24 protein-coding genes are annotated in these 22,398 nt (G+C 44.4%); 9 read left to right on the plus strand and 15 right to left on the minus strand.

Going from position 1 to position 22,398, the window contains the following annotated elements; genetic code table 11:
- On the plus strand, positions 1 to 552 hold the full coding sequence (locus tag ACZ1GZ_RS00095) for a GNAT family N-acetyltransferase (protein ID WP_472666397.1): 552 nt from the start codon (positions 1 to 3) through the stop codon (positions 550 to 552).
- Here the strand turns inward: ACZ1GZ_RS00095 and chrA are convergent.
- From chrA to ACZ1GZ_RS00125, 6 genes are all read right to left on the minus strand, one after another.
- Positions 549 to 1,835, minus strand: a complete 1,287-nt coding sequence (gene chrA, locus ACZ1GZ_RS00100; RefSeq protein WP_472666398.1) for a chromate efflux transporter — start codon at positions 1,833 to 1,835, stop codon at positions 549 to 551. The two genes, ACZ1GZ_RS00095 and chrA, sit on opposite strands and share 4 nt — an antisense overlap.
- A complete protein-coding gene (locus ACZ1GZ_RS00105; protein ID WP_472666399.1) occupies positions 1,832 to 2,650 on the minus strand; it encodes a chromate resistance protein ChrB domain-containing protein in 819 nt (272 codons plus the stop codon). The genes chrA and ACZ1GZ_RS00105 overlap by 4 nt, the downstream gene beginning before the upstream one ends.
- 119 nt (positions 2,651 to 2,769) lie before the next feature.
- Complete coding sequence (locus tag ACZ1GZ_RS00110) at positions 2,770 to 3,198, minus strand: DUF1178 family protein (RefSeq protein WP_472666400.1); 429 nt, start codon at positions 3,196 to 3,198, stop codon at positions 2,770 to 2,772.
- A gap of 9 nt (positions 3,199 to 3,207) precedes the next feature.
- Positions 3,208 to 4,029, minus strand: coding sequence for a carbon-nitrogen hydrolase family protein (locus ACZ1GZ_RS00115; protein WP_472666401.1), 822 nt, complete (start codon positions 4,027 to 4,029; stop codon positions 3,208 to 3,210).
- Positions 4,030 to 4,044: 15 nt separating this feature from the next.
- Positions 4,045 to 4,302: a glutaredoxin 3 gene (grxC, locus tag ACZ1GZ_RS00120; protein WP_472666402.1), complete on the minus strand. Its 258-nt coding sequence runs from the start codon at positions 4,300 to 4,302 to the stop codon at positions 4,045 to 4,047.
- Positions 4,303 to 4,389: 87 nt separating this feature from the next.
- Positions 4,390 to 5,166 (minus strand): ComF family protein, encoded by a 777-nt coding sequence (locus ACZ1GZ_RS00125; RefSeq protein ID WP_472666403.1) that lies wholly within the window; start codon positions 5,164 to 5,166, stop codon positions 4,390 to 4,392.
- Between the two features lie 85 nt (positions 5,167 to 5,251).
- On the opposite strand from ACZ1GZ_RS00125, the gene ACZ1GZ_RS00130 reads away from it, so the two are divergent.
- Entirely contained in the window at positions 5,252 to 6,124 is an 873-nt protein-coding gene (locus ACZ1GZ_RS00130) for a class I SAM-dependent methyltransferase (RefSeq protein ID WP_472666404.1), read from the plus strand.
- A 14-nt stretch (positions 6,125 to 6,138) separates the two neighbouring features.
- Here the strand turns inward: ACZ1GZ_RS00130 and ACZ1GZ_RS00135 are convergent, their stop codons facing one another.
- From ACZ1GZ_RS00135 to ACZ1GZ_RS00160, 6 genes are all read right to left on the minus strand, one after another.
- Entirely contained in the window at positions 6,139 to 6,327 is a 189-nt protein-coding gene (locus tag ACZ1GZ_RS00135) for a Flp family type IVb pilin (protein ID WP_472666405.1), read from the minus strand.
- Positions 6,328 to 6,335: 8 nt separating this feature from the next.
- Positions 6,336 to 6,683 carry a hypothetical protein gene (locus tag ACZ1GZ_RS00140; RefSeq protein WP_472666406.1) on the minus strand — a complete coding sequence of 116 codons (348 nt, stop codon included), beginning with the start codon at positions 6,681 to 6,683 and terminating at the stop codon, positions 6,336 to 6,338.
- A gap of 114 nt (positions 6,684 to 6,797) precedes the next feature.
- Positions 6,798 to 7,214, minus strand: coding sequence for an 8-oxo-dGTP diphosphatase MutT (mutT, locus tag ACZ1GZ_RS00145; RefSeq protein WP_472666407.1), 417 nt, complete (start codon positions 7,212 to 7,214; stop codon positions 6,798 to 6,800).
- The gene (locus ACZ1GZ_RS00150; protein WP_472666408.1) at positions 7,211 to 7,987 is read right to left on the minus strand and encodes a GNAT family N-acetyltransferase; all 777 of its coding nucleotides are present in this window, start codon (positions 7,985 to 7,987) and stop codon (positions 7,211 to 7,213) included. Before ACZ1GZ_RS00150 ends, mutT begins: the two co-directional genes overlap by 4 nt.
- A 12-nt stretch (positions 7,988 to 7,999) precedes the next feature.
- Entirely contained in the window at positions 8,000 to 9,217 is a 1,218-nt protein-coding gene (argJ, locus tag ACZ1GZ_RS00155; protein WP_472666409.1) for a bifunctional glutamate N-acetyltransferase/amino-acid acetyltransferase ArgJ, read from the minus strand.
- 12 nt (positions 9,218 to 9,229) lie between these two features.
- Positions 9,230 to 10,078 (minus strand): peptidylprolyl isomerase, encoded by an 849-nt coding sequence (locus tag ACZ1GZ_RS00160; protein WP_472666410.1) that lies wholly within the window; start codon positions 10,076 to 10,078, stop codon positions 9,230 to 9,232.
- Between the two features lie 209 nt (positions 10,079 to 10,287).
- Here ACZ1GZ_RS00160 and secA point away from each other — a divergent pair, with 209 nt between their 5' ends.
- From secA to ACZ1GZ_RS00180, 4 genes are all read left to right on the plus strand, one after another.
- A complete protein-coding gene (gene secA, locus ACZ1GZ_RS00165; RefSeq protein WP_472666411.1) occupies positions 10,288 to 13,014 on the plus strand; it encodes a preprotein translocase subunit SecA in 2,727 nt (908 codons plus the stop codon).
- Positions 13,015 to 13,178: 164 nt separating this feature from the next.
- The gene (locus ACZ1GZ_RS00170) at positions 13,179 to 14,537 is read left to right on the plus strand and encodes a lipopolysaccharide biosynthesis protein (protein ID WP_472668197.1); all 1,359 of its coding nucleotides are present in this window, start codon (positions 13,179 to 13,181) and stop codon (positions 14,535 to 14,537) included.
- Complete coding sequence (locus ACZ1GZ_RS00175; protein WP_472666412.1) at positions 14,537 to 15,784, plus strand: GNAT family N-acetyltransferase; 1,248 nt, start codon at positions 14,537 to 14,539, stop codon at positions 15,782 to 15,784. The genes ACZ1GZ_RS00170 and ACZ1GZ_RS00175 overlap by 1 nt, the downstream gene beginning before the upstream one ends.
- Before the next feature lie 100 nt (positions 15,785 to 15,884).
- The gene (locus ACZ1GZ_RS00180; RefSeq protein ID WP_472666413.1) at positions 15,885 to 16,682 is read left to right on the plus strand and encodes a lysophospholipid acyltransferase family protein; all 798 of its coding nucleotides are present in this window, start codon (positions 15,885 to 15,887) and stop codon (positions 16,680 to 16,682) included.
- On the opposite strand, the gene ACZ1GZ_RS00185 is transcribed toward ACZ1GZ_RS00180, so the two are convergent.
- Positions 16,679 to 17,203 carry a gamma-glutamylcyclotransferase gene (locus ACZ1GZ_RS00185; protein WP_472668198.1) on the minus strand — a complete coding sequence of 175 codons (525 nt, stop codon included), beginning with the start codon at positions 17,201 to 17,203 and terminating at the stop codon, positions 16,679 to 16,681. The genes ACZ1GZ_RS00180 and ACZ1GZ_RS00185 overlap by 4 nt on opposite strands.
- A 94-nt stretch (positions 17,204 to 17,297) precedes the next feature.
- Here ACZ1GZ_RS00185 and ACZ1GZ_RS00190 point away from each other — a divergent pair, with 94 nt between their 5' ends.
- On the plus strand, positions 17,298 to 18,290 hold the full coding sequence (locus ACZ1GZ_RS00190) for a DUF2125 domain-containing protein (protein ID WP_472666414.1): 993 nt from the start codon (positions 17,298 to 17,300) through the stop codon (positions 18,288 to 18,290).
- Between the two features lie 8 nt (positions 18,291 to 18,298).
- Here ACZ1GZ_RS00190 and ACZ1GZ_RS00195 read toward each other — a convergent pair whose 3' ends face one another.
- Together ACZ1GZ_RS00195 and hisC are read right to left on the minus strand one after the other, a co-directional pair.
- A complete protein-coding gene (locus tag ACZ1GZ_RS00195; protein ID WP_472666415.1) occupies positions 18,299 to 19,234 on the minus strand; it encodes a prephenate/arogenate dehydrogenase family protein in 936 nt (311 codons plus the stop codon).
- Positions 19,235 to 19,236: 2 nt separating this feature from the next.
- Positions 19,237 to 20,337 (minus strand): histidinol-phosphate transaminase, encoded by a 1,101-nt coding sequence (gene hisC / locus ACZ1GZ_RS00200; protein WP_472666416.1) that lies wholly within the window; start codon positions 20,335 to 20,337, stop codon positions 19,237 to 19,239.
- A gap of 265 nt (positions 20,338 to 20,602) precedes the next feature.
- Between hisC and metX the strand changes: the two genes are divergently transcribed.
- The gene (gene metX / locus ACZ1GZ_RS00205; RefSeq protein ID WP_472666417.1) at positions 20,603 to 21,769 is read left to right on the plus strand and encodes a homoserine O-acetyltransferase MetX; all 1,167 of its coding nucleotides are present in this window, start codon (positions 20,603 to 20,605) and stop codon (positions 21,767 to 21,769) included.
- Positions 21,770 to 21,772: 3 nt separating this feature from the next.
- The gene (gene metW / locus ACZ1GZ_RS00210; protein WP_472666418.1) at positions 21,773 to 22,396 is read left to right on the plus strand and encodes a methionine biosynthesis protein MetW; all 624 of its coding nucleotides are present in this window, start codon (positions 21,773 to 21,775) and stop codon (positions 22,394 to 22,396) included.
- The last annotated feature ends 2 nt before the right edge of the window (positions 22,397 to 22,398 follow it).

The raw sequence follows: 22,398 nt of genomic DNA on the forward strand, positions 1-22,398 counted from the left end.
ATGCCGCTTCATGCATCCCATCCTTCCGTACAAATCCTGTCACCTGAGGACATTCATAGGTATTTGGATCCCCTGTCTGATATGCTGGTTAAAAGCGTAAAACTGGGTGCTGCCATTCGCTTTGTCCTACCATTTACCAAAATGGATGCGCGCGCTTATTGGTGGAATGAAGTTCTACCGCTCGTGCAATCGGGTCAACATACTTTATTCGCAGCCTTTGAAGATCAAATGCCGGTTGGTTCGGTGCAACTCATCCAGCACATGCCAATGAACCAGCCGCATCGTTGCGAAGTTTCAAAACTCATCGTGCATCCTGATCATCGCCGAAAAGGAATTGCAGCAAATTTGATGGGTGCTTTGGAAGCCCATGCAAATTCCTTGAAAAAATCGTTGATTACACTAGACACCAGAACCGGAGACAATGCAGAAAGATTATACAAATCCTTGGGCTTTAACCAAGCCGGTGTGATCCCCAATTTTGCATTAGATGCGGATGGCAAAGGCTATCATGGCACGACGTATATGTATAAGAAACTTCAAGCTCACGCTTAGAAAAGGGTTGAAAGAACCCAACCCAAAAATGCGCATATTGCCAACACCTTTAAAAGCCCAAGCTTGAACTTGAGCAATAGTAACCCAGCAAGCGCAGACAACCCAAATACACGCCAATCAAGCGAGACAATATCCGGCACCCACAATGTTAAAATGCCGACACTTTCACGCGTGATTTCTTGAAAAAAGACATGCAAGCCAAACCAGATCGATAGATTTAAGATCACACCGACAACAGCAGCTGTGATCATCGATAACGCCGAACTTAAACGCGGTTGCGCTGAAATCCACTCAATATAGGGCGCACCAGTGAAGATCCACAAAAAGCAAGGCACAAATGTTACCCAAAGCGTGACAAGTGCGCCTAAAACACCAAGCCAAAATCCACCTTCTTTGAACGCGGCAAGAAATCCAACAAATTCTGTGACCAATATCAATGGCCCCGGTGTTGTTTCCGCTAGCCCCAAACCATCCATCATCTCACCGGCAGATAACCAACCAAATTGCGCGACAACATCCTGCGCCATATAAGCAAGCACAGCATAGGCACCGCCAAACGTCACAACAGCCAGTTTTGAGAAAAACGAGGCCAAGGTATTAAGGATATCCGCCTCAACCAATTGATCTAGCAAGAGCAAAGGTATGATCCAAATTGCCAGCCATATAGCAATAGTGCTCACACTCTTTAGCAAATCGGATCGACCTAATTTAGTAGGATATTGATCGCCATTCGCCTGATGGCTTGCAAAGATAAAACCATAAAGTCCAGCACCCAAAACAATGAGCGGAAATGGCAATGACAAAAAGAAGATACCGACAAATGCAATGGCGGCCATAACCCAGTGCATACGCTCTTTGAGCGCTCGTTTTGACACTTTTAAAAGCGCCTCAATCACAATGATCAAAACAGTAGCTTTGACACCCAAAAACAACGCCGCGATAAACGGGACATCTCCAAAAAACGCATAGATGCTCGCAAGAGCCAGAATGACAAAAGCGCCTGGCAATACGAATAACAATCCAGCGAGCAACCCGCCAAAAACGCCGGTCATTCGCCATCCGGCATAAGTCGCAAGCTGCATAGCTTCTGGACCCGGTAGCAACATGCAAAAGCTAAGAGCGTTGAGATATTGCTTTTCGCTCAGCCAGTTTTTTTCATCAACTAGAACTTTGTGCATAAGCGCAATTTGCGCTGCGGGTCCTCCAAAAGATAAGACCCCAATCCGACCAAACGTATGAAACATATCAAAACGCGATGGCGTGCTTAAATCTCTACTGCTCATGATCGTCTATCATCCTTTGAAGAATCATGACGTTCATTGCTGGCATCACGCGCCCAACGATAAAGCGCATCATAAATCACCATACCAGCATCCAATTGTTCCAGATCGTTTTTATACATACGCGACAGCCCCAGCGAAATTGCAAGTAATCCCTCGCATTCTGGCGCAAGTTTGTGACAGTTTGTATCGGCACCGCGAATTATCCCAGCCATTTTCACCAAAGCATCTGACGTCAATCCAAATTCTGATAACATGATATCAAAAGTGCATTTCTCATCGCGATGGGTCCAAAACACATCAGGTATATCAAAAGGAGTCGCATTAAACTTTTCCGCCACCAATTGAACTTGGTTTGGCGCGACAAACAAAAACTGAGCGTTTGGGTCGATAAACCGGCGAATGAACCATGGACAAGCAATGCGATCTATCTTTGGTCGTTGTTTTGTCACCCAAACACTGTGCGATTTACCCTCGGCTATAGGTATTTTGCTGGCATCAACTAATGGCGCACCTGCATCTCGCCACGCAAAATGGCCACCTTCCAAAGTTTCAGCGTGAATATTATATGTTCGCAATATCGCTGCAGCACCCTGACTGATTTTCAATCCCTTCTGGCAATAGATTACAACAGATTTGCCAGTAAGAGCAGGCACAAGTGCTTCGATATTATCAAAACGCCATCTTTTGGCGGTTGGAATGAGTGTGGGCGCATCAGCAAAATCCTCATCGATGCGAACATCGATGATCAACGGGCAATCAGGTGTACCCATCAATCTTGATAATTGGGAAACGGAAATTTTTGTTGGTGACGTCATGACGTATCCTTGCATTATTGTTATGAAGAGATACGGGATTTAAGCTGACGCCTCACGGGGCACCCCGTGCGCCCCATATCAACTTAATGGCAATTTTTTACGTAAAGTGTCAAGTCAGATCAGTTTTGATCTTCTGGAACATCTGGCAGCGGCATGATTTCAACACCTTCTTCCACCAATTCATGCACCTCATCCGGTGAGGCAGACCCGTGAATGCCCCTTGCTTCGGTTTCGCCATAGTGGATCTTACGCGCTTCTTCAGAAAAGCGGTCGCCAACATTTTCCGTATTGTTTTTAACCTGCTTGACCATCTCGCGAATTGTCTTCATCGCTTCTTGCTGCGCCGCAGACATCATCATTTGCTGCTTGGCCTCTTTGGCGCGCCCAGTTGATACAGATGGCACCATCAGCGCCTTTTCAACATTGATCGATCCACAATGCGGGCAGCTCACCAATCCACGACCCTGCTGTTCCTCAAAATCAGAACCGGAGGAAAACCACGCTTCAAAGTCATGCGAATTTTCGCAGGCAAGGTTAAATTTAATCATGTGTCACACTTACACAGACTTTAACTTGTAATCGCGCGCATTTTTCAAATTCGGAATTTTTGCGCGAGCTGCAACGGACAATTCAATATCGATATCTGCAATCGCAACACCAGGTGTTTCTGAATTAATCTCAGCAAGTATTTTTCCCCAAGGATCAACAATAATCGAATGACCGTATGTTTCACGACCATCATCATGCAATCCACCCTGAGCAGATGATATCATAAAGGCACCATTTTCTATGGCTCTGGCGCGCTGCAAAATATGCCAATGTGCTTCACCAGTCTGTTTGGTAAAAGCTGCAGGTGCGGTTAAAATATTAGCGCCCGCGACAGCTTGATCACGAAACAAATGCGGGAAGCGCACATCATAGCAAATCCCTAGACCGAAATGATGACCCTTTAACTCAACCGTCACTGCTTCTTCGCCAGGCTTATAAGTATTGCTCTCACGCCAACTTTCGCCATTATCAAGATCAACGTCGAACATATGGATCTTGTCGTAAATGGCTTTTAACTCTCCATTTTCATAAACAAGCGCGCGATTAGCAACTTTATCGCCATCAATATCAATAGCTGTCGACCCAATATGGATGGCCACATTTAATTCGGCAGAAAGGCTCTGAGCCATCTTGTTGATTAAATCGTCGTCTTGGCTTGAGATAACTTTACGCAATTCATCACGCGTAGAATGCACACAGCCGGTCATCTCAGGGGTTTGAATATAATCAGCCCCCTTAAAAGCCGCGTCTCTAATCATAGGTTCAAGCGTTGCTACCGTATCAGACGGTACCAACCCGGATCGCATTTGTATAATGGCAGCTTTTAACATTCTGGACCCTTTTGGTTATCCTTCTAACATAACACCAAGTGCACCGCTTTTCTCAAGCGCAAACAAGTCATCACATCCACCGACATGCTCGTTTCCGATAAATATTTGTGGAAATGTGCTTCCACCCTGCGATCGCTTGATCATTTCCTGCTTTAAAGCTGGATCAAATGTTGCGTCATGTTCTGTAAATTTTACACCTTTATCTGCGAGCAAACGTTTTGCAGCTGTGCAAAACCCACAAAATTGGCGTGTGTAAATTGTAACGTCTTTCACGTGAAATATCCATTCTTCTTGTTTGTATGCCTAAACCCGAGCGACTTCATATAATGACCTTCCCGCTCGACATCAATGTTGCAATGCTCATTGACGATCAACGCGCGCAAATGTGAGGACAGATACCTCTTGAGCACCAGAATTCAACAATATCTTTGTCGCAACATTAACCGTTGCGCCGGTTGTAAACACATCGTCAATTAACAGGACCCGCTTCCCCAATATATCGCTGACACGTTCATCACAAACATCAAAGGCACCTTTAACGTTATCCATTCTTGCGCGCGCGCCCAAACCAACTTGTGGCTTTGTATTACGGTGCCTCGTAAAGGTTGACGCCAAAAAAGGAAGACCTGTTTTCTTCGAGATCGCACGTGCAAGTTCAGCACTCTGATTATATTTACGACGCATCAGTCGCCAACGATGCAACGGAACTGGAATAATACAATCTGAGTCTGCAAGACAATCGCGTCCTGCCCTTATCATCCAAGCTGCCATCATGTTGGTCAGTTCAGTGCGGTCATTAAATTTTAGCTGATGCACCATTTGCCGAGCTATTCCATCATATAAAACAGCAGAACGCGCTCGCTTGTAAGGAGGTGGATCGGCAATCGCATCGGCAGAAATAATACCATCCCCTAACTCGTAGGAAAATGGGCGGCCTGTCACAACACAATAAGGCGCATCGATAAATTGCACCTCGTTCCAACAGGTCGTACAAAGAGCATCATGCTGGCTTAATAACGTTCCACAATTGATACAATTTGGCGGATAAACAAAATCATTTACCCAAGATATAAACATGACAGCAGGCTTTACGAGCAAAGACATTGCTGGAAACTTGAGAATTTTATAGTGTTTCATTCGCTGCATGACTTGACTTTATAACGACATTGGCAGTTAAGCGAGCAGTATTATCTAACGCGCATTTATACTGAAAGAGACGACCGTGAACGTTAAAACCATTATTGATCTGGAATTGTTGCGCCGTCGTCAACAAAGGGCGCGAAATGCAGCTGTCAAGGGAGCAGATTTTCTACTGAAATATATTGCTGAAGAAATGGATGATCGTTTGTCATTAATTGAGCGCAAATTCGACAATCCAATTCAACTCCAAGGATATAAAAAAACGCTCGCGGAGCAAATTGTTAGCAGAAATCAAGCAAACCCGTTCAGCTTCCATGATCTCCTTGTCCAGAGCACAGAAACACTTAATGCTGAAGCGCTTAATCTTAGCGATGCTTCCTATGATTTAATCCTGTCACCCGCATCGCTTCATCTTAGCAATGATACACCGGGTTTGTTTGCACAAATCCATAAAGCCCTTCAAGAGGATGGCTTGTTTATGGCTTCTGTTTTGGGTGCCGGCACTTTACAAGAACTTCGAGAAGCACTGCTTACTGCAGAAAGCGAACTTTACGGAGGTGCAAGTGCGCGCGTAATCCCATTTGCAGACATTCGAGACTATGGTGGATTGTTACAACGTGCCGGCTTTGCATTACCAGTTATCGATAGTGATACTTTAACGGTCCGCTATAAGAATGCGAGCGCTTTAATGAAAGACTTGCGCGCTATGGGAATGACCAACCCATTAACTGATCGCAATAAAAAACCAGTATCAAAAGCATTTTTTGATCGCGTTAATGAAGTTTATGCTGAAAGATTTTCAGACCCTGATGGTCGCGTAAGAGCAACCTTCACGATCATTTATTTAGCCGGTTGGAAACCACACAAAAGTCAGCAAAAACCGTTAAAACCGGGCAGTGCAAAGACCCGGCTATCCGAAGCTTTAAACGTAAATGAAATTAAATTAAAAAGTTAGCGCTTTAACGCCGATTACTCTTCCGCATCATCTGGAACTTCTGGAATAGCATCATCAATTTCAGTAAAAATGTCATTGATGCCGCCGCCAATCATGGTCGAAGCAGAGACGACAGATACACCTATCAATCCGGCAATAAGTGCGTATTCAATAACTGTCGCACCATTTTCGTCTTTCGCAAATCTTTTGATGAGATGTAACATGTTCTACCCTACTCGCAGTTAGCAGCCGAATGGTCTAAATCGTAAATCACGCATGCCTCACCCGATGACTGGGTAATGGAATGGCGAATAGTATATTGCTTTTTTGAAAAATTAGGTGTGCGTTGCTCACCGCTTGCAAGGCTTCCAATCGATCCAGTGATGACGTTGTCGTAATTAGCGCCGTCGTTTGCCGCGATATTTGTGTTGGTATTTCCAGCAACGATTGGTGTCATGACGACCGCACCGGCTACAACGGCAGTCGCAAACAACATGGAAAGATGTAGCGCACTGAATCTTCGTTTTGGCTGCTGCCAAGTGTTATTTTCAGAATCTGTCCATAATTCATTATTCGTCATTTCAACATCAAACCTCGCGCTCACTTGCCCTATAGTTGCACAAGTTCTTAAACGTTAGATTAACATTTGAGGTCAGAATTCATCTAAACATGTCCTATTATGGGACAATGTTCTTTATACGATGTCCATGAGATGGGGAATGAGCGGCTCATCCGCAGGTGGCATTTCATAGTCTCTCAGATTGCCAGATTTCACCCATTTGAGCGCCTGCCCTTCTTTCGACTGGGGAACACCCCAAAATCTACGGCAAATGTAAAGCGGCATGAGAAGGTGAAATTTCTCATATGAATAGGATGCAAAGGTCAAAGGCGCCAAACATGTTTCCTTCGTTTCAATGCCCAATTCTTCATTGAGCTCACGAATAAGTGCCTGTTCAGGGGTTTCTCCCTTTTCAACTTTTCCGCCAGGGAATTCCCACATTCCGGCAAGGGACTTTCCTTGCGGGCGTTGTGCAATCAAAATTCGACCATCAGTATCTATTAAAGCGCATGCAGCAACAAGAACGATGGGTTTAGTATTATCAACACTCATAGTTCATGCTCTGGTTGTTTACGATAAGAATAACGATAAACTTCTTCAAAACCCAAGCTTTCGTAAAGTGCGATAGCCCCGCGGTTTTGTCTTACCACCTGCAACCATATCTTTTGCGCACCATTATAGCGCGCCCATAAAAACGCGGATTTTAGGATATTACGAGCGTGGCCTTGGCGTCGACAATCTGGTCGTGTTCCCAAATCAAGCAGACCGGCAAATTCCGTATCATGTACGCATAATACCGTTGAAACAGCACCAATATCTTGATCTTCTAAAACAAAGAGCGCGTTTTTTTGCTTAATTGAACTAATCACTTCGCTCAATCCAGCTTTAAATAATCCATCACGTTCTTGAACTTCAATCACAGCGTCAACAAACCAGCCAATATCTTTAACGGGCAACATATCAACCGCATCATCCAGGTTCATCTTGGTTAAATCAGCCATCAATACTATGGAATCATCAAAACGGATCCAACCGCGTGCATCAAGATAACTATCTAATTGTGGTGGAGCGAGCGGGGACTGACGAAACACCAACGGGCGATTGTAGGCTTTAAACCTACGCGCTGCGCTTTCAATACGCTTTTCGATATCCATATGATCAGAGGGATCTAGCGGATTAACTGAATTAATACGCTTTGACGGATGTCCAGCTGTTTGCCGAATTTGCCAACTGCCATCATAATGCACAGAAGCTGCCGGCCATGCACGAAACGCCATAGCCTCCAAACGTCTTACAATTGCAAGATCATTTACCAAGTTGTCCACCCAATACCCATATTACGAACGATAGTCTCCATTAATGGCAACATATTGTTTGGTCAAATCACATGTCCAAACGCGCGCGCTACCATTCCCAAGACCTAAATCCACTTTAAGGAAAATCTCGTCACCCTTCATAGCCAGCGATGCTTCATCCTCAGAGTAATCGGGATCTCGCTCACCGGAAACCGCGACACGCACATCACCAAACCAAATCGCAATTTTATCTCGATCAGCCTCTTCACCGGCCTTGCCGATCGCCATGACTACACGGCCCCAATTGGCATCCTCTCCCGCTATGGCAGTTTTTACCAAAGGAGAATTTGCAATGGACAAAGCAATTTTCTTCGCAGAAGTGTCGGATACAGCGCCAGTCACGTCAATTTGAACATGTTTTGATGCACCTTCACCGTCTCGAACAATTTGCATGGATAAATCATGCATAACGTCGTTTAAAGCTTTAGAAATTGCATCAATGCGCGGATCATCCATTGAAGAAATTAGATCGCCTTTTCGGCCCGTTGCAAACAACAAAACAGTGTCAGATGTTGAAGTATCACTATCCACAGTAATTGAATTAAAACTAGTCTCAGTGTGTTGCGATAATAACGCCTGCAAAACATCTGGCGCGATGTTCGCATCGGTCACAATGAAAGACAACATTGTCGCCATATCAGGCATAATCATACCCGAACCTTTTGCGATCCCATTAATCAAAACATCACTGTTTTCGACGGTACGAGTAGCTAGTTTTGGATAGGTATCGGTTGTCATAATTGCACAAGCAGCATTGTGCCAATTATCGCCGATACACCCTTGCGCCAAGTCATGCATCACACCATCAAATTTACTTGCATCTAACGGCTCACCAATCACCCCAGTTGATGCAAGATAAACCTCATCTGGATCACAACCGACGGCACTTGCAGCCATTTGCGCTGTTTGATCAGTGGCACTTGCACCCTTCACTCCGGTAAATGCATTCGCATTACCTGAATTTACAACAAGAGCTTTTGCAACACCTTTGGTAAGTATTTTCTTACAATGATCGACCGGTGCCGATGCGCATTTCGACTTAGTAAATACACCAGCGACAGATGTTCCCTCATCAAACACCATGAGCAAAACATCATCCCGACCGGAATATTTAATACCGGCTTCAATAGTTTGCATCTTCACACCATCAAGAGTTTGTAATTTCACAAACTCTTTCGGTGCCAAAGGCGATACATTCATACCAACTACCTGTTATTGCTGTTGAATTTTCTCATAGGAAGCTTTGAGTTCTTCATCAAGAATTTCAAAATTAGACAATGAACGCGCTTCTTTTACAGTTTCCAAATAACGCTCACGAAGAACAACCTGGCGCATTTGATCTTGAACTTCTTCAAATTTTGGCAGCGGGCGATCACGCTTTTCTTCAAGCTTGATCACATGGAAACCAAATTGAGTTTGGACAGGTGTTTTGGTGTAAGAGCCTGGCTCCAATGCAAACGCAGCAGCTTCAAATGGTGGCACCATCTGACCTTTTCCAAAGAAGCCAAGATCCCCACCCTGCGGACCACTTGGACCCGTTGATTTGGTTTTCGCAAGTTCAACAAAATCAGCGCCACCATCAAGCTCTGCAATGATAGCATTTGCCTCTTCAGCAGTTTTCACCAAAATATGGCGCGCGCGAAGTTCTTGCTCAGGCTCAACAGCTGCGATTTCTTTTTCAAAACGAGCTTTAATATCTTCATCAGAAATGGATGCAATTACGTTCTTTTGAAAATAAGCATTGTGCAATGAACGCTCCTTCAAAAATTCCTGACGTTTTTGAAAGCCCGCATCTTGATCCATTTTATCTGCAATAGCTTTTTTCGCGAGAGATTTCACATCAATTAATGCCGACAAGATCGCTAAACGCTTTTGCTCGCCTTGCAATTGTTCAAACTGTGGATCCAACTCTTGGAAGAGATCAAAATCACTTTCACGAATTTCAACACCATCAAATTTGAGTATGACTTTGTCCGTCGCATCCTGCGCTGAAACCTGCATCGGAGCGATCATTATTGCGAGCGCCGTTGCCAAGCCTGCCGCATATTTAAAATAACCCATAATTTAATCCTTTTTATAAAGCACAGGCCCTTGAGAACCTTGATCCTGTTGACATCGCCCAAACTCACTCTTATCTGTCAGGAAAAGCTACGTCTATAGTTTGTTTATTTACGTAGGCACAAACCAAATAACAACCGTCTTTCGGTTCAAATAACATGTTAGTACTTCTTAGCGCCTTCGCGCAGTTTAATCCAGAAAGGACCATATAGATGGTCAACTTCGGCAAAATCGCCCAAAAAATCTTCGGCTCATCGAACGATCGTCGTATCAAAGGCTATCGACCGCGCGTAGATGCAATCAATGCTCTTGAGCCTGAGATGCAAGCTCTTTCTGATGAAGAACTAAAAGCGCAAACAGATAAATTAAAAGCAGAGCTGGAAGCTGGCAAAAGCTTAGACGATATTTTAGTGCCGGCTTTCGCAACAGTTAGAGAAGCAGCAGTCCGCTCGCTCGGCATGCGTCCATTTGATGTGCAGCTCATCGGCGGTATGATTTTGCACGAAAACTCAATTTCAGAAATGAAAACCGGTGAAGGTAAAACGCTTGTTGCAACTTTGCCAACTTACCTAAACGCACTGGCGGGCAAGGGTGTTCATGTTGTTACGGTCAACGACTATCTTGCAACGCGTGACGCCGAATGGATGAGCAAACTATATGGTTTCTTGGGCCTAACAACGGCAACAATTATCCATGGCATGGAAGATGATGAACGCCGCGCGGCCTATGCGTGCGACATCACTTACGCAACAAATAACGAACTTGGTTTTGATTATCTGCGTGACAATATGAAATATGAGCGCGCCCAAATGGTGCAGCGCGGCCATTACTATGCCATCGTCGATGAGGTGGATTCAATTCTGGTTGATGAAGCGCGAACACCGCTTGTTATTTCAGGTCCACTAGAAGACAAATCTGATCTTTATATAACAGTTGATAAATTCATCCCTCTTTTAGTCGAAGAAGATTATGAGTTGGATGAAAAACAAAAATCTGCAAACTTTACCGAAATCGGCACCGAAAAACTTGAAAAGCTTTTAGGTGAAGCAGGTCACCTTAAAGGTGATTCGCTTTATGACGTAGAAAACGTTTCGATTGTGCACCACGTCAATAATGCTTTGCGTGCGCACAAATTATTTGTTCGTGACAAAGATTACATCGTCCGCAATGATGAAATCGTCATTATTGATGAATTTACCGGCCGCATGATGCCTGGCCGCCGCTATGGTGAAGGTCAACATCAGGCATTGGAAGCAAAAGAAAACGTAACCATCCAGCCTGAGAACCAAACGCTCGCATCGGTAACGTTCCAAAATTACTTCCGCATGTATGAAAAACTCGGCGGCATGACAGGTACAGCGTCAACCGAGGCGGAAGAATTTGCAAATATCTACGGTCTTGAAGTTGTCGAAGTACCAACCAACATTCCAATCTCTCGTATTGACGAGGACGATGAAGTTTACAGAACGGTTGAAGAAAAATACGGCGCAATTATTGATGAAATCAAAGCTGCGCAGGAAAAATCACAGCCCGTTCTCGTTGGCACAACATCTATTGAAAAATCCGAACTCCTTGCTGACAAGCTAAAAGCGGCTGGCGTTGACGGATTTAGCGTGCTTAACGCACGTTATCACGAACAGGAAGCGTTTATTGTTTCCCAAGCGGGTGTTCCAGGCGCAGTCACCATTGCCACCAATATGGCTGGCCGCGGTACGGATATTCAGCTCGGCGGCAACTTTGATATGCGTGTTGCGCAAGAACTTGGCGACATGGAAGCGGGCCCTGAGCGAGATGCAAAAGAAGCGGAAATTAAAGCCGACATCGAAAAACTCAAAAAACAGACCCTAGACGCTGGTGGTCTTTATATTATCGCGACAGAGCGCCATGAAAGCCGCCGCATCGATAACCAGTTGCGTGGCCGTGCTGGCCGTCAGGGTGATCCTGGTCGTTCAAAATTCTTCCTGTCTTTGCAAGATGATCTTATGCGGATTTTCGGCTCGGAGCGCATGGACGGCATGCTGAAAAAGCTTGGCCTTGAAGAAGGTGAAGCAATTGTGCACCCATGGATCAACAAAGCGCTTGAGCGTGCTCAGAAGAAAGTGGAAGCAAGAAACTTCGACATTCGTAAAAACCTGCTGAAATTCGATGATGTGCAAAATGACCAGAGAACTGTGATTTTTGAACAGCGCCTTGAACTCATGGATGCTGAAAGCATTTCAGATACAGTTGCAGAAATGCGCCAAGATGTTGTTGACGACTTGGTTGCCCAACACATTCCCGAAAATGCCTATCCGGCACAATGGTCTGTTGCAGAACTTAAGCAAGATGTTTTGACTTATCTGAACATTGATGCACCTGTTGACGAATGGGCTGAAGAGGAAGGCATTGCCGAAGACAATATTCACGAGCGTTTGACAGAGCTTGTGGAAGCTGCTGCGAAGGATCGTTCTGAACGATTTGGTGAAGAGATTGCGAATTACGTTGAAAAGTCTGTTGTATTGCAAACACTCGATCAGCTTTGGCGCGAGCATCTCGTTAATCTGGACTCGTTGCGTTCCGTTGTTGGATTGCGTGGATACGCTCAGCGTGACCCACTTCAAGAATATAAGTCTGAAGCCTTTGAATTGTTCCAAGCTTTGTTGAGCAATCTGCGTCAGGTTGTTACCTCTCAGTTAATGCGTGTTGAGCTTGTCAACCAAGCCGCTGAAGAACCAGCTCCAACACCACCCGAGCATATGGAAACAAACCATGGCGGTGATGATGCGCCAAAAGAAGCAGAGGGTGGAAACTTCAAAACGGTAACTGAGCAACATGTTGCCCCTGAAGATCGTGATCCAGATGATCCCTCAACTTGGGGTAAAGTTGGCCGTAATGAGGCTTGCCCCTGTGGATCAGGTAAAAAATACAAGCACTGCCACGGCGCATTTAATAACACTTAAAACGCATTAAAGGACGTTGCGAAAACACTTTATTAACGCTGTTTTATTATAGTTTACACAGCGTAAATTAAGTTGTGTGAGTATCTGTGACGTCGAGTATTGTGACAATATTGGAGAGAATTCTCCCCCGAAAGTTAGGTGATATTTTATTGCCTAAGCTTTTGATGTTATTCGCAATTCTTGCTAATAAGGACGGTACAAAAAACGCTGAACGCACAGCTCTTTTGGCCTTTTCAATCCGCATTATATCTGCAGCCCTAGCCTTTGTATCTCAGATCATCCTGGCCAGATTAATGGGTGAATTTGAGTATGGCATTTTCGTATTTATTTGGGTTTTTATTATTCTCGCTGGCAATTTATCCTGTCTTGGCTTTCACACAGTCGTCATCAGATTTGTACCTGAATACAATGCACATAATGATCCAAACCGTATCAGAGGGCTCACCATAACGGCGCGAATTTTTGCACTTGTATTGGCTACAATCATTGGCGCAATTGGCGCAGCTATCGTTGTTTTATTTGCTGATAGCATTCCAGACTATTATCTCATCCCTGCTATCTTGGGCATTTGCGCTTTACCAATGATCGCGCTTGGAGATGTTTTAGATGGAACATCGCGTGCAAACTCTTGGCCGATTGTTGCCATGAGCCCAACCTTTATCATTCGTCCAGCCTTGATCATTATCTTTGTTTTGGGCGCATTCTTATTAGGTATGCAACCTACAGCAAAAGTCGCGCTTTTAGCTGCAATTGCAGCCGCTTATATGACTACCCTTGGGCAGTTTATTATCGTTACTAGGAAACTGCGCAATCGCTATAAGGACGGCGAAAACCAATGGGAATTGAAAAAATGGATCACAGTTGCCCTACCAATTTTCATCATTGAAGGCTTTTATTATCTGCTGACAAATGCCGATGTGATCATTGTTGGGTTTTATTTAGAACCAGAAAAAGTGGCAGTATATTTCGCCGCTGCAAAAACAATGGCACTTGTGCATTTCATTTATTTCGCCGTTAAAGCAGGTGCAGCACCCAAATTTTCATCTATGGTTGCTGAAAACAAGATGGTTGAGCTTGATAATTTCGCCAAGCAAACCGCACGTTGGACATTGATCCCGACATTGGTGATCGGTGGGCTTGTGCTTTTACTTGGACGCTTTTTACTTTCTATGTTTGGCGAGAGCTTTATCGATGGTCACATCGTTATGATTATTTTGTTCTTCGGCATCCTCGCAAAATCATTCATTGGCCCCGGAGAGATCCTTCTAACAATGGCAGGCAAGCAGAAGGTCTGCATGATTGTTTACGCAGGTGCATTAGCGGCAAACATTGCGCTCAATATCACGCTTATTCCAATGTTTGGCATTCAAGGCGCAGCATTTGCCACAGCAGGTGCCATGACCATTGAAGCCATATTACTCTTCTTCGTCATAAAATCGCAGTTAGGTATTACTATGTTTGCGCTTGGACAGACATCAAACAACGACAAAACGACTTTATCGCCCAGTAGGGAATTATCATAATGACAACGCAATTAGAAATATCTCCTGATGTGCCTGCAAAGCCAGACCTTGTTGAGGCAAGTCCTGATCATACAGTTGAGCTAGAAACAGTTGGTCGTGAACTATCAATTTATCCTGCAAGATCAGGTTATGAGTTAGAAACAGAACTAGAGTACCTATCCAACCGCGCGGTTGAACCTAATATCTTTTTCACTGGTCGCTTTCTAGCGCCTGCTATGCCACGTCTGGATAATCGTTCAGTTCAGTTGATGATTATGAGAGACAAAGCAAACGGCAAAGATCGCTTGCGCTTGGTACTTCCGTTTTCTATCGAACATCCGGGCTTTGGCATTGGTGCGCCCATTATTCGCGTTTGGGCCAATGAATTTGGTCCTCTCGGCACTCCGTTAGTTGATAGCGAAAATGCGGTTGATACAATCACCGACTTTATTCGCGGTATGGGAGATGCTTCGCTTAAATTGCCAAACGTAATCGTGCTGCCAGACATCAGGCTCGACAGCACATTTGCAACTATGTTGCGCGGTGTAGCCTTATCCAACAATCTTCCACTTCAGGAAACCAATAAATATGAACGCCCAATGTTGGACAGCGAAATTGATGCGCCAGAATATATCGAACAGGCGATATCAAAACATCATGTGCGCGAATTAAACAGACAACGTCGCCGGCTCGCTGATCTTGGACGTTTGGATTTTGAAATTGCCCGCCAACCCAACGATGTCCGAAATGCGCTTGAAGAATTCCTGCATCTTGAAAACCAAGGTTGGAAAGGTCGTAAACGCACCTCGCTCGTGGCTGATCGTCATCGTGCAGCATTTGCGCGCGAGGCCATCAACAATCTTGCAGAAGTTGACCGTGTGCGCATTCATTCACTCCATTTGGATGGTAAAACAATTGCCTCACTGATTGTATTTATCATGGGTGGTGATGCCTATACTTGGAAAACCACCTACAATGAAGAATATGCAAAATATTCTCCCGGCAAGTTGTTGATGCAGGAAGTGACCGAATGGCAGCTTGATGATTTTAACATCATTAAGACAGATTCCTGCGCACGCCCGGACCATCCGATTATGTCGCGTTTTTGGCAAGAAAGATGTTCTATGGGCACATTGGTTGTCGGACTACATGCCAATAGTGACCGTGATGTGCGTCAGGTGACCAAACAGCTTCATATCTATAACAACTCAAAGAATATCGCGCGCAAACTCCGCGATAAAGTCCGCGCTATGGCACGAAATAAATAGCTTTATCAGCCTTAAATACAAAGAACGGCTTTTAGCTTGCGAAAAGATAGTGTAAGCCCGCACTACCTTTTTCCCATTTGAGTTTGAAAGAACCCAATTAATGCTGCTTATTCGTTCAACGCTTTTTAACATCGCCTTTTATGGCAACACAATTATTCGGCTCATCCTGATGATACGCGTGATCTTGTTCGGCACAAGCGAGCAAAATTTAGCGCAGGCAAAAAAGTGGGCGAGCACATCAAATACGTTGCTTGATAAGATCGCCGGTACAAATGTTGAAATCGAAGGTTTGGAAAATTTACCAGAGGGTGGATTTATCGTTGCCGCACAGCATCAGTCTTTTTGGGACACATTTGCATTAATGCCCTTTTTAGACAGCCCGGTTTTCATCTACAAAAAAGAGTTGAACAAGATCCCTCTGTTTGGCTCATGCTTGCAAAAAACCAACATGATTGCAGTTGATCGAAGCGCGCGCGGTAAAGCCATGGCTGGTGTCTTAAAAGGCGCGCGTCGTGAAGTTACTGAAAACGGTCGCCAATTGTTTATTTTTCCAGAAGGAACACGACGCCCTGTCGGCGCGCCATTGGATTATAAATTTGGAGTTGGTCGTATCTATCAGGATGTAAATGTGCCCATTGTCCCAATCGCATTGGTCTCAGGTCTTTATTGGCCACGCCACTCATTCCTGCGGCAGCCGGGTAAATTTAAAGCAAAAATACTGCCACCAATCGAACCAGGCCTACCTATCGAAGATGTGATGGAGCGGTTAGTGGCTCAAACGCAAGTGGCAAGTGATGAACTGCTTTTAGACGCTGTAGAAAATAACCCAAAGCTTCCTATCCCAGATGCCGTTCAAAAAAGACTGAATGCCATTAAATCAAATAATGCAGATAGTTAAGTCTTTGTCGGCAGCTTTGAGACCACATCCTCTAGCCAATGGTCTTTAAGGTTCATAGATCGCAATTGTTCAACAGTGCTGGTCACATAATCAATGTTATGGCCGGATTGACCAACTGAATCGCTTACGATTTCAACCGCTTTTTCAACACTGATATTTTTTGCATATTGCTTGTGGTTTAAATCCGCTACATAGCAAAAAGCTGGAACACGAGATTGATCCGCAAGCTGAATTTTTCCAACTCGCTCGATATAAACATTCGTCACCAATTCACGGGCATGCAAGTATTCAAACACTTCATTACGTTTGTTGCCAGATACTTTAAATGCAACACCGCTACATGAACCACCACGATCGAGACCCAAAACCAATCCAGGTTTTTCAGGTGTACCTCGGTGTATGTGGGAGTGGATGCAAAGCGTTCTGCGATAACCAAATAATTTAGCGCGCTGCTTTTCAATAAAATCAAAGCCCGGGCGCCACATTAAAGATCCGTAGCCGAAAACCCAAAAATCGTCCATATTTGCCACTAATGATTCCAATTAGAAAAATTGAATTAGACATGCCCGTTTGGCGGGGTTAATTCAAGAGTGAATAAACAAGAACGAGACAAGAATGAAGCCCCGACATAAATTGATCCTCCTCATAGCAAGCATTTTCATCATACCGGCACTGGTGACGCTTGGTTGGTATTGGGGGGCTGATAAACTTGAAAACCTCATTGAAACCCGAATTTCCAAAATCGCCAGCAGAGGGGTAACCGTCACCTGCAATAATTTAGAAATTCGCGGCTTTCCATTTCGCATTGGATTAAATTGCGACAATACAAGTTTTGATGACACGAAACGGCGCGTCGGCGTGACAGCTGGTGAACTGCGTACAACGGCACAAATTTATAAGCCCGGGCATGTTATCTCAGAACTTGATGGTCCAATGATCGTCACCAACCGAAACAGTACGATACAGGCTCAGTGGCAGTCTTTGCGCGCAAGCTCGGTTTTTGACATTTCAAATTTAGCCCGCGCTTCTGTGGAGGCGACTTCTCTTGACCTTTCAGCGAAAATTGCAAATTTCAAAGAACTTGAAAATGTCTCCGCTGAAAACGTGCAGCTTCATGTGCGCGAGAATGGAAATAATGTAGATATTGCAGCCAGTGGTGTGAATGTTGCACTTGATAATCTGCTCACTAAGACGCCGATCAAAATAAACGACATCAACATATTCACGACACTGCATGAGAATGTAAAAGTGCTCGAATACGACCGAGCCCCCAATGCAACTTTGCTGCGTGGATCACGAATGACCCTTCATGATTTCACTGTCAAAGGACAAAAAAATGTGCAGCTAACAGCATCGGGCCCGATCGAAATTTCAAATCAAGGAATACTTTCAGGGGAAATTGCTGTTACGCTGAAAAACATTGCCAATTTACGGAAAATTATCAACCAGGTTAATCCAAAATTGGCAGCAAACTTTTCTAATATTATCAATATTTTATCAGCGCTCAGCCCGCAGAATAATCGCAATGAAATAACGATCAACGTGACCATTCGCAATGGCGTTGCACAAGCGGGTATTATCCCACTTGGCAGGATTCCGGCGATTTAGCTTAGGACTTATTTATCGGTATTCTCGGATGCGATTTGACGGCCAAAATCGGGCACATCTACATCCTGGCCCGCTTCGATAATATCGCGGCGAATTGAACGCGTTTGTGTGAACAAATCAAATAACTCATCACCCTTGCCCCAACGAATAGCCTTTTGCAGCGAGGATAAATCTTCTGAAAAACGCGCCAGCATCTCCAAGATCGCTTCCTTATTATGCAAACAGACATCGCGCCACATCGTTGGATCAGACGCAGCCAGGCGGGTAAAGTCACGAAAACCAGATGCAGAATACTTAATCACTTCAGAATCTGTGACGGTTTCCATATCTTTTGCGGTACCCACAATATTATAGGATATGAGTTGTGGAAGGTGTGACACTATCGCTAATACGCGGTCATGATGCTCATGATCCATTAAATCAATATTTGATCCGCATGCTTCCCAGAACGCTTTTAGTCTTTCCATCGCTTCAGGATCAGTATTCTCAAGTGGTGTTAAAATACACCACTTGCCTTGGAAGAGTTCGGCAAAACCAGCATCTGGACCAGAGCGTTCTGTACCTGCAATTGGGTGACCTGGGATAAAATGCACACCTTCAGGAATATGCGGCTGCATTTGTTCAATAACAGATGTTTTCGTTGATCCCACATCCGTGACAATCGCACCAGGCTTTAAATGAAAAGCTATATCTTTTGCAACAGATGCTGAAGCACCCACCGGAACCGACACAATGATCAAATCAGCATGTCTGACGACATCGCCATAATCTGTTGAATATTCGTCACCTAAATCAAGCTTACGCGCTTCGTCCAAAGTTTTTTGAGACCGTGTCATAATCGAAATCGTTTCGGCCAAATTCTTTTGGCGTATGATACGGGCTAAAGATGAACCGATCAAACCAATCCCAATAAGGGCAATTTTATTAAAATGAACATCGGCCATCTTTATGCTTTCATAAACTCTGCAAGCGCAGCAATCACACCCAAATTGGCTTCTTCACTGCCAATTGTCATACGCAGTGCATTGGGAAGCCCATAGCCCGTAACACGTCTTAAGACATAACCACGATTGAGCAGATATGTATCGGCAGCAGCCGCATTTTTTGCTGTCTCATCAGGGAAATGGATTAAAATAAAGTTCCCGACAGATGGCGTTACCTTAAGGCCTAGATCTTCAAGCGCTGTTGTAACCTTATCAAGCCAAGCCGTATTGTGCTCAACTGCTTTTTGCAAATGCGCTTTATCGCTCATAGCAGCCACACCTGCAGCAATTGCAACAGCATTGACGTTAAATGGCCCACGAATACGGTCCATGGCATCAATCACAGCAAGGGGGGCATATATCCAACCAACACGCAGCCCGGCTAAACCATAAATTTTGGAAAATGTGCGGGTCATAACCACATTCTCATTAGCGGAAACAAGTTCGATACCAGCTTCATAATCGTTCTTGCGCACATATTCTGCATAGGCTGCATCTAGCACCAAAATAATATCATCACGCAACCCCGCGTGAAGTCGGCGCAACTCATCTATTGGCAAGTAAGTACCAGTTGGATTATTTGGGTTTGCGATGAAAACCATTTTGGTTTTTGCAGTAACTGCAGCTAAAACTGCATCCACATCCACACGCAAATCGACCTCCGGCACCACAACAGGTGTCGCACCACTGGCCTTGATCTGAATTTTATAAACCAAGAAACCGTGCTCGGAATAAATGGCTTCATCACCATCTGATAAATACGTCTGACACAATAACCCAAGCAATTCATCAGACCCATTACCGCACATAATATTATCTGGATTTAGTGCATAAGCATCGGCTATGGATTTACGCAAAGCATGTGACGTTCCTTCTGGATAGATTTCAAGCTCTTCCAAGACATGCGCCATTGCATCCTTAACATTTGGGCTTGGCCCCAATGGCGTTTCATTTGACGACAATTTATACGTCTTAACATCACCATGTGCCTTATCAGCACCCGGAATATATCGCGCAATATCCATGACACCATTATTTGGTTCAGGTCGCATTTTCTCAGTCATTGAACAACTTTCCTTAAGTCACCATGAATAAAATCAGATCAAGCAATTGCTGCTCTATTCATTTAGAAGGCATTAAACGCTTATGACCAAATTGTCGAGCAACCTTGCTAATTCTGCCAAGAAAAGATTGACGAATGGCTCTTCAAATCATACCTGTACGTTCCATGTTGATGAGATATCGGCTGAAAGATCTGCAAGAGCATGAGCAATTCACCAAATTCTCGGTTCAAAATGGTATGAATGTATCAAATTAGCGGATTGTTAAATGGCACAAAGCGAAGCGACAAAAAGAGCACATTCAGAAGCTCAAAGTCCCTCCAGCAACATTGCTCGTTTTGGGGAGGATGCTCCATTGCATCTAGATGCTGGCGTGTCCTTAACACCATTTCAGATCGCCTATGAAACCTATGGCGAGCTTAACGATGATAAATCAAACGCTGTACTAATCTGCCATGCTTTAACGGGCGATCAGTACTGTGCTAGCGTACAACCAATCACGAAAAAACCTGGTTGGTGGGAAACTTTAATCGGACCAGGAAAACCGATAGATACGGATCGTTACTTTGTCATTTGTTCAAATGTTTTAGGTGGTTGTTTGGGCACAACGGGTCCTGCTTCAATAAACGAGGCGACGGGCAAGCCCTATGGCCTAGATTTCCCAATTGTTACTATTGCCGACATGGTCAGAGCGCAGTCTATGCTGGTAGATTATCTAAAAATCGACACGCTTTTTGCTGTCATCGGTGGCTCCATGGGCGGCATGCAGGTATTACAATGGGCAGCTTCATATCCCGAGCGTGTGTTTGCAGCTATTCCAATGGCTACAGGTGCCCGACATACATCGCAAAATATCGCATTTCATGAAGTTGGACGCCAAGCGATTATGGCTGATCCAAACTGGCATCAGGGTAAATATACCGATGAAGGTGTCGTTCCTTCCAAAGGGCTAGCAGTTGCGCGCATGACAGCACATGTCACTTATCTTTCAGAGCCAGCGCTACAACGAAAATTTGGCCGCCAACTACAAGATCGAGAGAATCTTAGTTTTGGTTTTGATGCGGATTTTCAAATCGAAAGTTATCTTCGACATCAAGGTTCGAGCTTTGTCGATCGTTTTGACGCAAATTCATATCTTTATATGACCCGTGCGATGGATTATTTCGACATGGCTGACGATAATGATGGCAAACTGGCCAATGCTTTTAACGGAACAAATACCCGTTTTTGCCTCGTGTCCTTCTCATCTGATTGGCTATTTACAACCGCTGAGAGCCGCGAAATTGTTCATGCATTAAATGCGACAGGCGCGTCCGTATCCTTTGTTGAAATCGAATCTGACAAGGGCCACGATGCCTTCTTGTTAGATGAGCCTGAAATGGTGGCAACGGTAAGCGGATTTTTAAACTCAGCGGCAAAAGCGAGGGGAATTTAACCAATGACCCGCGAAGATAATGACAGAATTGATCTGGCAATGATCGCCAATCTCGTCACACCCAACGCAAAGGTGCTCGATATTGGCTGCAATGATGGCACCTTGCTCAAGATGCTAGAAAACCAAAAATCTGTCGATGGCAGAGGCATTGAGATCTCCCAAAAAGGCGTCAACAATTGCGTAGCCCTGGGACTTTCTGTCATCCAAGGTGATGCAGATCATGATCTTGTTTATTATCCTGATAAAAGCTTTGACTTTGTGATTTTGTCGCAAACCATTCAGGCAACACGCAACACGAAAACTGTGCTTGAAGAGTTATTACGCATTGGCAAATACTGCATTGTGTCTGCACCAAACTTCGGTCATTGGCGCATGCGCGCGCAATTGCTTATTCAAGGACGCATGCCGGTGACAAAAAGCTTACCTTATAGCTGGTACGATACGCCAAATATTCACTTTTGTACGTTTGAAGATCTCAAAGATCTGTGTCACGAAGTGAACGCAGAAATTCAATCCATCAATGTATTAAGTGATACCGGTCGCGACATTACCAAAATCGCACCAAAACCTTTGTGGAATTTACTTGCACAACAATCGGTGTTTCTTCTTAAAGGGCAAAACGTTTAATA

Source organism: Lentilitoribacter sp. JB5-8 (assembly GCF_055693385.1).

Coding starts and splice junctions, on each gene's coding strand:
- ACZ1GZ_RS00105 (WP_472666399.1), bottom strand. CDS start 2,650: ATGACGTCACCAACAAAAATTTCCGTTTCCCAATTATCAAGATTGATG.
- ACZ1GZ_RS00160 (WP_472666410.1), bottom strand. CDS start 10,078: ATGGGTTATTTTAAATATGCGGCAGGCTTGGCAACGGCGCTCGCAATA.
- ACZ1GZ_RS00190 (WP_472666414.1), top strand. CDS start 17,298: ATGAAGCCCCGACATAAATTGATCCTCCTCATAGCAAGCATTTTCATC.
- secA (WP_472666411.1), top strand. CDS start 10,288: ATGGTCAACTTCGGCAAAATCGCCCAAAAAATCTTCGGCTCATCGAAC.
- chrA (WP_472666398.1), bottom strand. CDS start 1,835: ATGAGCAGTAGAGATTTAAGCACGCCATCGCGTTTTGATATGTTTCAT.
- mutT (WP_472666407.1), bottom strand. CDS start 7,214: ATGAGTGTTGATAATACTAAACCCATCGTTCTTGTTGCTGCATGCGCT.
- ACZ1GZ_RS00140 (WP_472666406.1), bottom strand. CDS start 6,683: ATGACGAATAATGAATTATGGACAGATTCTGAAAATAACACTTGGCAG.
- ACZ1GZ_RS00095 (WP_472666397.1), top strand. CDS start 1: ATGCCGCTTCATGCATCCCATCCTTCCGTACAAATCCTGTCACCTGAG.
- ACZ1GZ_RS00185 (WP_472668198.1), bottom strand. CDS start 17,203: ATGGACGATTTTTGGGTTTTCGGCTACGGATCTTTAATGTGGCGCCCG.
- ACZ1GZ_RS00170 (WP_472668197.1), top strand. CDS start 13,179: ATGTTATTCGCAATTCTTGCTAATAAGGACGGTACAAAAAACGCTGAA.
- ACZ1GZ_RS00175 (WP_472666412.1), top strand. CDS start 14,537: ATGACAACGCAATTAGAAATATCTCCTGATGTGCCTGCAAAGCCAGAC.
- ACZ1GZ_RS00135 (WP_472666405.1), bottom strand. CDS start 6,327: ATGTTACATCTCATCAAAAGATTTGCGAAAGACGAAAATGGTGCGACA.
- metW (WP_472666418.1), top strand. CDS start 21,773: ATGACCCGCGAAGATAATGACAGAATTGATCTGGCAATGATCGCCAAT.
- ACZ1GZ_RS00115 (WP_472666401.1), bottom strand. CDS start 4,029: ATGTTAAAAGCTGCCATTATACAAATGCGATCCGGGTTGGTACCGTCT.
- ACZ1GZ_RS00125 (WP_472666403.1), bottom strand. CDS start 5,166: ATGAAACACTATAAAATTCTCAAGTTTCCAGCAATGTCTTTGCTCGTA.
- argJ (WP_472666409.1), bottom strand. CDS start 9,217: ATGAATGTATCGCCTTTGGCACCGAAAGAGTTTGTGAAATTACAAACT.
- ACZ1GZ_RS00195 (WP_472666415.1), bottom strand. CDS start 19,234: ATGGCCGATGTTCATTTTAATAAAATTGCCCTTATTGGGATTGGTTTG.
- hisC (WP_472666416.1), bottom strand. CDS start 20,337: ATGACTGAGAAAATGCGACCTGAACCAAATAATGGTGTCATGGATATT.
- ACZ1GZ_RS00110 (WP_472666400.1), bottom strand. CDS start 3,198: ATGATTAAATTTAACCTTGCCTGCGAAAATTCGCATGACTTTGAAGCG.
- ACZ1GZ_RS00180 (WP_472666413.1), top strand. CDS start 15,885: ATGCTGCTTATTCGTTCAACGCTTTTTAACATCGCCTTTTATGGCAAC.
- metX (WP_472666417.1), top strand. CDS start 20,603: ATGGCACAAAGCGAAGCGACAAAAAGAGCACATTCAGAAGCTCAAAGT.